The sequence below is a fragment of the Mycolicibacterium novocastrense genome, from assembly GCF_001570485.1.
Lineage (GTDB): Bacteria > Actinomycetota > Actinomycetes > Mycobacteriales > Mycobacteriaceae > Mycobacterium > Mycobacterium novocastrense.
Map to the genome: position 1 here is coordinate 703,866 of NZ_BCTA01000036.1, position 12,474 is coordinate 716,339.

At 68.3% G+C, this 12,474-nt stretch carries 12 protein-coding genes and 1 pseudogene; 4 read left to right on the forward strand and 9 right to left on the reverse strand.

Annotated elements, in window-relative coordinates; genetic code table 11:
* Positions 1-13: 13 nt before the first annotated feature.
* Positions 14-658: a sensor domain-containing protein gene (locus RMCN_RS16540; RefSeq protein WP_067391035.1), complete on the forward strand. Its 645-nt coding sequence runs from the start codon at positions 14-16 to the stop codon at positions 656-658.
* On the opposite strand, the gene mnmA is transcribed toward RMCN_RS16540, so the two are convergent.
* The 8 genes from mnmA to RMCN_RS16580 all read right to left on the reverse strand — a co-directional run bounded on the left by mnmA (position 659) and on the right by RMCN_RS16580 (position 8,137).
* Complete coding sequence (mnmA, locus tag RMCN_RS16545; protein WP_067391038.1) at positions 659-1,726, reverse strand: tRNA 2-thiouridine(34) synthase MnmA; 1,068 nt, start codon at positions 1,724-1,726, stop codon at positions 659-661.
* The gene (locus RMCN_RS16550; RefSeq protein ID WP_067391041.1) at positions 1,726-2,922 is read right to left on the reverse strand and encodes a cysteine desulfurase family protein; all 1,197 of its coding nucleotides are present in this window, start codon (positions 2,920-2,922) and stop codon (positions 1,726-1,728) included. The genes mnmA and RMCN_RS16550 overlap by 1 nt, the downstream gene beginning before the upstream one ends.
* Positions 2,923-2,966: 44 nt before the next feature.
* Complete coding sequence (locus RMCN_RS16555) at positions 2,967-3,791, reverse strand: lysophospholipid acyltransferase family protein (protein WP_067391044.1); 825 nt, start codon at positions 3,789-3,791, stop codon at positions 2,967-2,969.
* Entirely contained in the window at positions 3,788-4,639 is an 852-nt protein-coding gene (locus tag RMCN_RS16560; RefSeq protein WP_067391047.1) for a GNAT family N-acetyltransferase, read from the reverse strand. The genes RMCN_RS16555 and RMCN_RS16560 overlap by 4 nt, the downstream gene beginning before the upstream one ends.
* A gap of 95 nt (positions 4,640-4,734) precedes the next feature.
* Positions 4,735-5,406 carry a nitroreductase gene (locus RMCN_RS16565; protein WP_067391049.1) on the reverse strand — a complete coding sequence of 224 codons (672 nt, stop codon included), beginning with the start codon at positions 5,404-5,406 and terminating at the stop codon, positions 4,735-4,737.
* On the reverse strand, positions 5,403-6,146 hold the full coding sequence (locus RMCN_RS16570) for an SDR family oxidoreductase (protein WP_064414764.1): 744 nt from the start codon (positions 6,144-6,146) through the stop codon (positions 5,403-5,405). Before RMCN_RS16570 ends, RMCN_RS16565 begins: the two co-directional genes overlap by 4 nt.
* A 195-nt stretch (positions 6,147-6,341) precedes the next feature.
* Positions 6,342-7,298, reverse strand: a complete 957-nt coding sequence (locus RMCN_RS16575) for an electron transfer flavoprotein subunit alpha/FixB family protein (protein ID WP_064351183.1) — start codon at positions 7,296-7,298, stop codon at positions 6,342-6,344.
* A 47-nt stretch (positions 7,299-7,345) separates the two neighbouring features.
* Positions 7,346-8,137 (reverse strand): electron transfer flavoprotein subunit beta/FixA family protein, encoded by a 792-nt coding sequence (locus RMCN_RS16580; protein WP_064414763.1) that lies wholly within the window; start codon positions 8,135-8,137, stop codon positions 7,346-7,348.
* A gap of 195 nt (positions 8,138-8,332) precedes the next feature.
* Here RMCN_RS16580 and RMCN_RS16585 point away from each other — a divergent pair, with 195 nt between their 5' ends.
* From RMCN_RS16585 to RMCN_RS16595, 3 genes are all read left to right on the forward strand, one after another.
* Positions 8,333-9,103, forward strand: a complete 771-nt coding sequence (locus RMCN_RS16585) for a class I SAM-dependent methyltransferase (RefSeq protein ID WP_067391052.1) — start codon at positions 8,333-8,335, stop codon at positions 9,101-9,103.
* Positions 9,100-10,632 carry a 1,4-alpha-glucan branching protein domain-containing protein gene (locus tag RMCN_RS16590; protein ID WP_067391055.1) on the forward strand — a complete coding sequence of 511 codons (1,533 nt, stop codon included), beginning with the start codon at positions 9,100-9,102 and terminating at the stop codon, positions 10,630-10,632. The genes RMCN_RS16585 and RMCN_RS16590 overlap by 4 nt, the downstream gene beginning before the upstream one ends.
* A 100-nt stretch (positions 10,633-10,732) precedes the next feature.
* Positions 10,733-11,974 (forward strand): glycosyltransferase family 4 protein, encoded by a 1,242-nt coding sequence (locus RMCN_RS16595; RefSeq protein WP_084377442.1) that lies wholly within the window; start codon positions 10,733-10,735, stop codon positions 11,972-11,974.
* An 88-nt stretch (positions 11,975-12,062) separates the two neighbouring features.
* Here RMCN_RS16595 and RMCN_RS16600 read toward each other — a convergent pair.
* A pseudogene (locus RMCN_RS16600) lies at positions 12,063-12,474 on the reverse strand (IniB N-terminal domain-containing protein); the annotation flags it as partial.

Consider the following 12,474-nt stretch of genomic DNA (forward strand, 5'->3'; position numbering starts at 1 on the left):
GGAAGGACAGGCCATGCCCGCAGCGCTTCGGTCGCTCGCGCCGTGGTGCGTGGCGGTCGCGATCACGTCGGGATGCACTCAGGTCATCGACGGGCACGCGCTGCGGGCGACACCCGGCATCGACGACGGATCGCTGTCGCCGGTCGATGTGGAGACCATCATGCTCGACCAGTCGCAGATGCGCGCAATCACCGGCGCCGGCGAGGATCTCACGATCATCCCGACCATGGACGGCAAGATCCCTGTCGACATCGAGCCGCTCGCCGAGACCACTCCCCTGCAGTGCCAATGGATCTTCGCCGAGACCCAGGTCTTCGGGCCCGACGTCGAGGAATTCCACAAGACCACGTTCCAACACCCGCCCGAAGGCGGATTGATCTCCGAGGGCGCGGCGGCCTATCGCGACACCGCCGCCGCCCGGCGGGCGTTCGACTCGCTCGTCACCCTCGTCGACGGTTGTGGTGCAACGCCTTTGGGTCCGATGTTCGTCGGCGAGTGGACGGTGGGCACCGACACGCTGCAGACCCGGCCATCGAATGACTGCGGTCGCGACTACCGCGTGAAGTCGGTCGTGCTGGTGGAAGTGACCGCGTGCCGGTTCCCGGAGTCGGTGCCCGAGATCGTCATGTCCAACATCTTGGCCAACGTTCCCGGATAGTCACCGGGTGATCGTCGCGCTGCCCAGCACCTCGTCGCCGGCCGGGTCGGGGCGGTACAGCACCATCGTCTGCCCGGGAGCCACCCCGCGCAGGGGCGCGCGCAGCTCGACGACGATCCGGCCGTCGCGCAGTTCGGCCACGCCGTCTCCGAGACCGCCGTGCGCGCGGACCTGCACCTGGCATTCGATCGGGCCCGAAGGCGCGACACCGGAGGTGAAGACCGGCCGCTCGCCGGTCAAGGTCCACACGTCGAGGTCCTCGGCGCCACCGACCCGCACGGTCGCGGTCTGCGGGTCGATCCCCGTCACATAGCGCGGCTGTCCGTCAGCCCCCGGTCCGGCGATGCCCAGACCCTTGCGCTGCCCCACCGTGAACCCGTGCACGCCGTCATGCTCGGCGAGGACCGTGCCTGCGGCGTCGACGACCGAACCGCGTCGCACGCCGATCTTGGCCCCGAGGAACGCGCGAGTGTCCCCCGACGGGATGAAGCAGATGTCGTGGCTGTCCGGCTTTTCGGCGACCGCCAGCCCGCGACGCGCTGCCTCCTCACGAATCTGCGGCTTCGGGGTATCGCCCACCGGGAACACCGCGTGCCGCAACTGCTCGGCGGTCAGCACCGCGAGCACATACGACTGGTCTTTTGCGGCATCGACCGCACGTCGCAGTCGACCACCCGACAGCCGGGCATAGTGCCCGGTTGCCACGGCGTCGAAACCCAGCGCCAGCGCGCGGGCGGCCAACGCGGAGAACTTGATCCGCTCGTTGCACCGCACGCACGGGTTCGGGGTCTCCCCACGGGCGTATGACGACACGAAGTCGTCGATGACCTCCTCTTTGAACCGGTCGGCGAAATCCCAGACGTAGAAAGGGATGTCCAGAATGTCGGCGACCCGGCGCGCGTCACCGGCGTCCTCTTTCGAACAGCAGCCACGCGAACCGGTGCGCAGTGTGCCCGGAGACGGCGACAACGCCAGGTGGACACCGACGACGTCGTGGCCGGCGTCGACCATCCTGGCGGCCGCGACCGAGGAGTCCACGCCGCCGCTCATGGCCACGAGTACCCGCACTACTCGATCACTCCCGAACTTGCCAGCGCCGCCTGCCGGGCGCGTTCGACCGCGGCGGGCAGCACCGCGAGCGCGGCATCGACGTCCGCCTCACTGCTGGTGTGCCCCAACGAAAGCCGCAGCGAACCCCGCGCACTGGCCGGATCGGCACCCATCGCGATCAGCACATGCGAGGGCTGCGCGACGCCGGCCGTGCAGGCCGAACCCGTCGAGCACTCGATTCCCTTGGCGTCCAACAACATCAGCAACGAGTCACCCTCGCAGCCGCGGAAGGTGAAGTGGCAGTTACCGGGCAGCCTCGCGGCCCCCGTCGCCCCGTTCACCTCGACGTCGCCGATGGCGGGCAACACACCCTCGATCAGGCGGTCACGAAGCGCCGACACCCGCGCGCCGTTCGCGTCGAGCCCTTCGACCGCGACCCGCGCCGCCGCGGCCATCGCGACGGCACCTGCCACATACGGTGTGCCCGAGCGGACGTCGCGCTCCTGGCCGCCGCCGTGCAACAGCGGGACGCAGGCCGTGTCGCGGCGCAGCAGCAGAGCACCGATTCCGGTGGGGCCACCGAACTTGTGGGCGGCGATGCTCATCGCCGAGAGCCCACTCGAGGCGAAGTCGACCGGGATGTGGCCGACGGCCTGAACGGCATCACTGTGCATCGGCACGTCGAATTCCGCTGCCACGGCGGCGAGCTCGGCGATCGGCATGATCGTCCCGACCTCGTTGTTGGCCCACATCACCGACACCAGAGCGACGTCGTCGTGGTCCTGCAATGCCTGTCGCAGCGCTGCCGGCGAGACCGAACCGTCCCTCTCGACAGGCAGCCAGGTCACCTCGGCGCCCTCATGCTCGACGCACCACTCGACCGAATCGAGCACCGCATGGTGCTCGACGGGGGTGGTCACGATCCGCCTCCGGCGCGGATCGGCGTCGCGACGGGCCCAGAAGATGCCCTTGACCGCGAGGTTGTCGCTCTCGGTGCCGCCCGCGGTGAAGATCACCTCCGACGGGCGGGCGCCCAGCAGATGGGCCAGCGTCTCGCGTGACTCCTCCATCCGTCGCCGCGCTGTGCGGCCCGTGCCGTGCAGCGACGAGGCGTTGCCGACCGTCGCCATCGCGGCCGTCATCGCCTCGATGGCAGCGGGGTGCATCGGGGTGGTGGCGGCGTGATCGAGGTAGACCGGCTGATCCGAGGTCATAACCAGTCCAGAATAGCCGCCGGGCCGGGGCTCCCCCGATTCGCTCAGGCCACGAGCGCGTGACCCGAGGGGCGACTCGTCGTATCGCCCCGCACCGCGGTCTCGCAGCGATACGCCAGGTCGCGGCGGTCGGTTCCCGGTAGCTGCAGCGACCCTACGTGCACCCGTGCGACCGTGCGCTTCGTGGTGACCAGTCGCCGGATCGAGGCCGACAGTGTGTCGTCGCCCACATAGGCGGCCACGGTCGAGGCGGCGCCGTCGGGGTGTTGGTACGCCAACCGCAACGGCTGGACCGGCCGGCCTGCGTCGATGGCGGCCTGGAACATGGCGGGACGGAAGCGGCCGTACGCCAGTCCGCAGTAGGTGGTGCCTTCCGGAAAGGCGACCACGGTATGGCCGGCACTCAGGTTGCGGGTCACGGCACCGACCACCTCGGGCAGGCGCCGCAGATTCGACCGCTCGATCGGGATCACTTTCAGCAGTCGGGCCAGCAAGCCGAGGCCCGGCCAGCTGACGAGTTCGGATTTGGCGACGAACCGGCCGGGCAGCACCGAGCCGATCACGAAGACGTCCACCCAGGAGACATGGCCGCTGACCACCAGAACGCCGCTCAGGTTGCGGATCGGGCCCCCCGACAGTCTGATCCGCACGCCCAGGCAGTACAGCAGCAGCCGACAGTAGCCGCGCTGAAGATGGGAGCGGCCGGGAGCGGGGACCGCCAGCATGGGCGCCAGCAGCAGAAGCAGCACGGCCGCGGTGACGCGTACGGCGACCCGGCAGGCGATGACCGCCCGACGCCCGGAGAGTCCGGCGCCTGCGCCGACGCAGCTCGCATCGCAGGACGCCTGCGGCACCCAGCGTGTGCTCACGACGCCATTCCGCCGGTCACCGCGGCGGCCGCCTCCACGGATCTCAGCCTGCGCAGGTAGCGCGTGTCGGCCCGGCGTTTGTCGAGCAACGCCGGAAAGTCGCCCACACCGAAGTCGGGGTCGTGCGCAGGCTCACCGCACACTTGGGCGCCGAGCCGCAGATAACCACGCATCAGCGCAGGCACGGCGAGCCGCTGCGGCGGGTCGATGTCGTCGAGCACCTTGCCGTCGACGGTCACCGGCCGGTACGGGTGCACGGTGTAAAGCGCCGGCGCGGCGTGGCGACGACGGACGAAATCGCGGACTCCGCGGATCTGTGCGCCCGGCGGGTGACCGTCGGGTCCGCGGACGGGCACCGACACGCAGCCGGTGACGTAGTCGTACCCGCAGCGATCGAGGTAGGCCAGAATCCCGGCCCACATCAGGAGTACGACGGCTCCGTTACGGTGATCGGCCCGCACCACAGCCCGGCCCATCTCGACCAGTCCCGGCCGCAGTGGATCGAATGCGCGTACATCGAATTCGGTTGCGCTGTAGAGGCTTCCGGCGGCAACGGCACCCGCGGGCGGCAGCATCCGGTAGCAGCCGACGAGTTCGCCGGTGACATCCTCGCGTACCAGCAGGTGGTCGCAGTGCTCGTCGAAGCGGTCGGCGTCCAGACCGCCGGCCGAACCGGCCAGCGCAAATCCGGGCTCAGCGGTGAACACCTCGTGGCGCAGCCGCTGCGCCGCCTCGATGAGCGTGGCGTCCGTCGTGAGCAGCAGGGTGTAGCGCGGGGCGGGCCCTGCAGAACCGGTCCGGCCGCGGTCGATCTCCTCGGGGGCGATGAGTACAGAAGCAGTGCTCATGGCTGCACGGTCGCCCAGCCGCCTCTCCGGGCGGCATCGGATGCATGACGTGTCGATGAGCGCCAGGTGACGAATTGCCCCGCCTGGCCGAGCGCTCAGTCGCGCAACACCACGACGTTGTCTGCGACCGCGTTGCGGGGTGTGCGCACGTGGTTGGCCGGGAAGTCCGGGTCGGCGTACCCGATCGCGAGTCCGCACAGCACCCGCAGGTCTGCGGGGATGTCCAGCTGTTCGCGCAGTACCTCCGGGAAGTGCGCGACCGAAACCTGCACACAGGTGTCGAGACCGCGCTCGGTCAGTGCGAGCACCAGCGTCTGGAGGAACATCCCGACCGCGAGGCTGTCGGCGTGTCCGAGATCACGGTGCATACAGACCACTCCTGCCACCGGGGCGCCGAAGAACTCGAAGTTGCGCAGCTGTGCGAGACGCCGTCCTTCGGCGTCATGGCGGGCCACCCCCATCGAGCCGTAGACCAACGCGCCCAGTTCGTGCCGTAGCGGAGCGAAACTCTCCGGGATGCCCATGGTCGCGGGAAAACCGGCGGAAGCGCGGCCCAGCAGGGCCTCGACGAGTTGGTCGCGACGCGCGCCGGTGGCCAGGAAGAGGCGCCACGGCTGAATGTTGGAGTTCGACGGCGCACGCATCGCCAGCTCGAGTGCCTCGTCGAGTAGTTCACGCGGTACGGGCTTGTCGGGCAGGAACTTTCGCGTGCAGTGCCGCTCCCGGATGACCCGGTCCAGGCTGTTCTCGGGCACTGCGGGGGTCATCGTCGCGCCAGCCAATCCGCGAAGTGCGTTCCGGCGATGACGGCGGCCTCGCCGGTCACCAGGCTCTGCTGGTCCAGCGGGGTGCCGAAATAGGTTGCTTCGGTGCTGATCACGACGGGCCGCTCGTCACCGCGTTTGGCCAGCACCGCACCGGCGAGCTCGGCGAACGGGATCTTGTCGGGGCCGCCGACGTCGATGTGACCCTTGCTCGGGGCCGCGACGGCTGCGCGGGCCACCTCGGCGGCGACCTCGTCGGCCGCGATCGGCTGGATCAGCGCATCGGGTGCCCGCACTTCGTCGTTGTCACTCAGCGAATCGGTGATGGCCTCGGCGAATTCGTGGAACTGCGTGGCGCGCACGATGCTGTACGGCAACCCGGAGTCTCTGATGATCCGCTCCTGCGCGACTTTGGCCCGCAGATAACCGCTTTCGGGGAGGCCGTCGACGCCGACGATGGACAGCGCCACGTAGTGACCCACCCGAGCGGCCGCCGCGGCGCGTACCAGGTTCGTCGTCGACCGCGTGAAGAAGTCCATGACCGCGTCGTCCTCGAACGATGGCGAATTGGTCACGTCGATCAACACATCCGCGCCCGCGACCGCGTCGGCCACCCCGGCGCCGGTCAGCACGTCCAAGCCGGTGGAGCGGGCCGCGGCGACCACCTCGTGGCCTCCCGCGGTGAGCAGCGAAACCACCTTCGACCCGATGAGTCCGGTCGCGCCGATCACGGTGATCTTCATGTCGGAACCTTTCCTCGTGCCTGTTATCACCACACTGGCACTCCGGTGGCGGTGACTGAACCCTTGAAAGTCCGTAGTCCTGAACGCCGAGCGCTCACCCTTGTACGCCCATCGGCCCGCGGCTGGACATGGCTGAGCGCTCGCGGCACGCAAAAGGCCCCCGGACAGCGTCCGGGGGCCTCGTGCACGAAAAAACTAGCCCTTGCGAGCCTTGACCGCCTCGGTCAGCTGCGGCGTGACCTTGAACAGGTCGCCGACGATGCCGAGGTCGGCGATCTCGAAGATCGGCGCCTCTTCGTCCTTGTTCACCGCGATGATCGTCTTGGACGTCTGCATACCTGCGCGGTGCTGGATCGCGCCGGAGATGCCCAGGGCGATGTAGAGCTGCGGCGACACCGTCTTACCGGTCTGGCCCACCTGGAACTGGCCCGGGTAGTAGCCGGAGTCGACGGCGGCACGGGACGCGCCGACGGCGCCACCGAGCGAGTCAGCCAGTTCCTCGACCACGCTGAAGTTCTCGGCGCTACCCACACCGCGGCCACCCGAGACGACAACCGTTGCCTCGGTCAGCTCCGGGCGGTCGCCGGCGACGGCGGGCTCGCGCTTGGTGATCTTCGTCGCGTTCTCGGCCTGAGCGGGCACCTCGACGGTGACGACCTCGCCCGCACCGTCGGCGGGTTCGGCGTCGATGGCTCCGGCGCGCAGCGTGATGACCGGAACCTCACCGGTGGACTCGGCCTCGACGGTGAACGCACCACCGAAGATCGAGTGCACGGCCTTGCCACCCTCCTGGACGTCGACGACGTCGGTGAGTACACCGGAGCCGGTGCGCGCCGCCAACCGGCCGGCAATCTCCTTGCCGTCGGCGTTGGCCGACAGCAGAACACCGGCGGGCGAAGCCGACTCCACCAGCGATGCCAGCACGTCGACCTGCGGGGTGATCAGGTAGTTCTCCGCGTCGTCGGACTCGGCGACGTAGATTTTGGCCGCGCCGGCGGCCTTCAGGCCGTCGGTGAGCGGTTCTGCGGTTCCCGGCGCGCCGACGACGACGGCCGAGGGCTCGCCAAGCTTGCGAGCCGCGGTGATCAACTCCGAGGTGACCTTCTTCAGTGCACCTTCGGCGTGCTCAACGAGCACGAGTACTTCAGCCATGAGTTCTTCTCTCGTCTCTATGTTCTTCGCAGTATCGGTCTTGGGACCTAGATGATCTTTTGAGCGACCAGGTACTCGGCGATCTTGGTTCCGCCGTCGCCTTCATCGGTGACCTTCTCGCCGGCGGTCTTGGGCGGCTTCGGCGTCGACGACAGCACCTTGGAGCCGGCGTTTCCAAGACCGACCTCATCGGCCTCGACACCGATCTCGGCGAGCGTGAGCTTGGTGACTTCCTTCTTCTTGGCGGCCATGATGCCCTTGAAGGACGGGAAGCGGGGCTCGTTGATCTTCTCGTTGACGCTGACCACGGCGGGCAGCGCCGCCTCGACGAAGAACACGCCGTCGTCGGTCTCCCGCTCGCCGCTGACCTTGCCGTCCTCGACGGTCACCTTGCGCAGATGCGTCAGCTGCGGCAGGCCCAGGTACTCGGCGATGATCGCGGGGACCGCGCCGCCGGTGCCGTCGGTGGCCTCGTTGCCGGCGATGACCAGCTCGGTGCCCTCGATGGTGCCCAGCGCACGCGCCAGAGCCCAACCGGTCTGGACCATGTCCGAGCCGTGCATGCCCTCGTCGACGAGGTGCACGGCCTTGTCGGCACCCATCGACAGAGCCTTGCGGATGGCCTCGGTCGCGCGCTCGGGACCGGCCGTCAGCACGGTCACAGTGCTGTCGCCGCCTTCCCTCTCCTTGATGAGCAGCGCTTCCTCGACGGCACGCTCGTTGATCTCGTCGAGCACCGCGTCGGCGGCCTCGCGGTCGAGAGTGAAGTCGCCGTCGGTGAGCTTGCGCTCCGACCAGGTGTCAGGGACCTGTTTGATCAGGACCACGATGTTCGTCATGAGTCTGGTTCGTCCTCCTCGAAGGGACCGATGGTCGGCCCGCAATAACACGCTTTGAGCAACAACCACCATGTTACTCGCGGGTAACTTATGGCGGTTCGCAGGAACACTGTAGCGGGTCGAAGTTCGTGTTCTAGCAGCACGTAGGGGGTGAACCATTCGTCTGTGGGCCGTTTCACGTTAGCCTGCCTTCCAATGAGCGCTTTTGTTACTGATGGACCGGACCTCCCCCTGACCGGGGAGCGCACGGTTCCGGGACTCGCGGAGGAGAACTACTGGTTCCGCCGCCACGAGGTCGTCTACGAGCAGATGGCCGACCGCTGCGCGGATCGCGACGTGCTCGAGGCGGGCTGCGGCGAGGGCTACGGGGCCAACCTGATCGCCGACGTGGCCCGCCGCGTGATCGGCCTGGACTACGACGAGTCGACGGTCGCTCACGTCCGTGCGCGGTATCCGCGGGTGGACATGCGCCACGGCAACCTGGCCGAGTTGCCGCTCGCCGACGGCTCGGTCGATGTGGTCGTCAACTTTCAAGTCATCGAACACCTCTGGGATCAGGGGCAATTCGTGCGCGAATGCCTGCGGGTACTGCGACCGGGTGGGTGTCTGCTGATGTCGACGCCGAACCGGATCACGTTCTCCCCCGGCCGGGACACGCCGATCAACCCGTTCCACACCCGCGAACTCAACGCCGCCGAGCTGACCGAACTGCTCGCCACGGAAGGTTTCGCGGTGGAAAGCGTGTACGGGGTCTTTCACGGGCCCCGGCTCGTCGAACTCGACGCTCGGCACGGCGGGTCGATCATCGACGCCCAGGTCGCGCGGGCGCTGGCCGACGCCCCGTGGCCCGAGGACCTGCTCGCCGACGTGGCGTCCGTGCGCAGCGACGACTTCGATCTGGTCGACGCGCGCGAGCGAAACATCGACGACAGCCTCGATCTGGTCGCGATCGCGGTGCGGCCGTGACTTCCCCGGAGCCCGCCGACCCCGTACCGGGCCTCTTCACCCTCGTTCTTCATACCCACCTGCCCTGGCTGGCCCATCACGGCCGCTGGCCCGTCGGCGAGGAATGGCTCTATCAGTCGTGGTCGGCGTGCTATCTGCCGCTCATGCGGGTGCTGCGCACGCTGGCCACCGAAGGCCGTCGCCACCAGCTGACGCTGGGCATGACGCCGGTTGTCACCGCACAACTCGACGACCCGTACTGCCTGACGGGCATGCACCACTGGCTGGCGAACTGGCAGCTGCGCGCACTGGAAGCAACAACTCTTGGGGATCCGTTGCGGCAGTTCGGTGTTCGCGAGCACGCCGAGGCCGAGCAGGCCCTCGAGGACTTCGCCACGCTGTGGGCGCACGGAGGCAGCCCGTTGCTGCGCGAGGTGATCGACGCCGAAACCATCGAACTGCTCGGCGGCCCGCTCGCGCACCCGTTCCAGCCGCTGCTGAACCCGAGGCTGCGGGAATTCGCGCTGCGCGAAGGGCTGGCCGATGCCCGCTTGCGGTTCGCGCATGCGCCCGTCGGTATCTGGGCCCCGGAATGCGCATATGCGCCCGGCATGGAGAACGACTACGCCGCAGCGGGTGTCGGCCACTTCATGGTCGACGGGCCGTCCCTGCACGGCGACACCGCGCTCGGCCGTCCGGTCGCATCCTCGGACGTGGTGGCCTTCGGCAGGGACCTTCACGTCAGCTATCGGGTGTGGTCGCCGAAATCGGGCTACCCCGGTCACGCCGCCTACCGCGACTTCCACACCTACGACCACACGACCGGACTCAAGCCTGCCAGGGTCACGGGTCGCAACGTGCCGTCCGAAGCCAAGGCGCCATATGACCCCGAGCGCGCCGACCGCGCGATCGACGCGCACGTCGCCGACTTCGTCGCGGTCGTCCGGCAGCGACTGTGCGACGAGAGCGAACGCATCGGGCGCCCCGCACACGTCATTGCTGCCTTCGACACCGAGTTGTTCGGCCATTGGTGGTACGAGGGCCCCGTGTGGCTCGAACGGGTGCTGCGCGCGCTGCCGCAGGCCGGTGTGCGCGTCGGCACGCTGAGCGACGCCAAGGCCGACGGCTTTGTCGGCTCCCCCGTCGAACTACCGCCCAGCTCTTGGGGTTCCGGTAAGGACTGGCAGGTATGGGCCGGTGAGCAGGTCGCTGACCTGGTGCAGCTGAACACCGAAGTCGTCGACACTGCGCTGACGACCGTCGACAAGGCGCTCGGCGAGACCGACGTTCCGCCGGCACGCAACTTCGTCGCCGACCAGATCCTGCGCGAGACGTTGCTGACCGTCTCCAGCGACTGGCCGTTCATGGTCAGCAAGGACTCAGCGGCGGACTATGCCCGCTACCGTGCGCATCTGCACGCCCACGCCACCCGCGAGATCGCCGACGCCGCGGCATCCGGTCGCCACGAGCATGCGCAGCGTCTCGCCGAAGGCTGGAACCGCGCCGACGGTCTGTTCGGCGCGCTGGACGCGCGGCGGTTACCGCGATGACCCCGAGCCGTTCTGTGTCAGCTGCGAGCGACCGTGTTTGCACACCGACACGCCGCGAAACCACACCACTGTGCGGTCGCTCGCGCCGAGGTGAGCGACCGTGAAAATCCTCATGGTGTCGTGGGAGTACCCGCCGGTGGTCGTCGGCGGGCTCGGTCGGCACGTGCATCACCTCGCGACCGCGCTCGCCGAAGCGGGCCACGAGATCGTCGTGTTGAGCCGGCGACCGTCGAACACCGACCCGAGCACGCATCCGACCACCGACGAGATCGCCGAAGGCGTGCGCGTAGTCGCCGCGGCGCACGATCCTCACGAATTCGACTTCGGTTCCGACATGATGGCTTGGACGTTGGCGATGGGCCACGCGATGGTCCGCGCCGGTTTGACGCTCAAGTCGCAACGCGGCCGTCCCTGGCGCCCCGACGTCGTGCACGCACACGACTGGCTGGTCGCACATCCCGCGGTCGCTCTGGCCGAATACTTCGATGTGCCACTGGTATCCACGATCCACGCCACCGAAGCCGGTAGACATTCCGGATGGGTGTCGGGGCGCATCAGCCGGCAGGTTCACGCGGTGGAATCGTGGTTGGTGCGCGAATCCGACTCGTTGATCACCTGTTCGGCATCGATGCGTGATGAGGTTTCGGAGCTCTTCGGGCCGGGACTCGCCGAGTCGTACGTTATCCGTAACGGAATCGACTGCGGCCGCTGGCCGTTCGCCCGACGCAAGGTACGTACCGGTCCGGCGCAATTGCTGTACCTGGGGCGGCTCGAGTACGAGAAGGGCATCCACGACGCGATCGCCGCGCTGCCCCGAATCAGGCGCACCCACCCCGGTACCACGCTGACTGTCGCCGGCGAGGGCACCCAGCTGGACTGGCTCGTCGAGCAGGCGCGAAAGTACAAGGTGCTCAAGGCGACCGCGTTCGTCGGACATCTCGACCACGAGGCGTTGGTGGACCTGTTGCACACCGCCGACGCCGCCGTGTTGCCCAGCCATTACGAGCCGTTCGGCATCGTCGCCCTGGAGGCTGCGGCGACCGGAATCCCCTTGGTGACCTCGAACGTCGGGGGGTTGGGCGAAGCGGTCATCGACGGTGAAACCGGAATGTCCTTCCCGCCGCGTGATACCGCGCGCCTGGCGGCGGCCGTCCGCTCGGTTCTCGACGATCCGCATGCCGCCCAACAACGGGCGATCGCCGCCCGCGAGCGGCTCACCTCCGAGTTCGAATGGCACGCGATCGCGGAGGAAACCGCTCAGGTGTACTTCGCCGCCAAACGCCGTGAGCGCGAACCACATCGGCGCCGCCCCATCATCGAACACGCCCTACCCGGCCGCTGACACGCGGTAGACGTGCCGACTGGCGGGGATCGTGGATTGATCCCCGCCAGTGGCGTTGTGTGGTTGGGCTGGCGTTGTGTGGTTGGACTCAGAACAGGCCGGTGTCGACGGTGGTGCTCACATCGACGTCGGTGTTGACCTGACCGGAGTTGTCAGTCGAGTTGTCCTGCCCGGAGTTGTCCACCGAATTGTCCACCGAGTTGTCCACCGAGTTGTCCTCGATGCTCGTCCCGCCCGAGATACCCCCAGACACGCTGCCGTCGATATCGCCGACGGTGGTCTGGTTGCCCTCCACGGTGGTGGTGGTCGTGTCGTTGTCGTTGATCACGATGCCCCCACCAGAACCGCCGGCCCCACCGGTGGCGTTGCCGCCGTCGTTGCCCACACCGATCAGACCGCCGCCGCCGTCACCGCCGACCGCGCCTCCACCGTTGCCTCCACTCATGTCGACATCGTTGATGACCGGGCCCTCGTTGTCGGAGATGATGTCCCCACCGGCG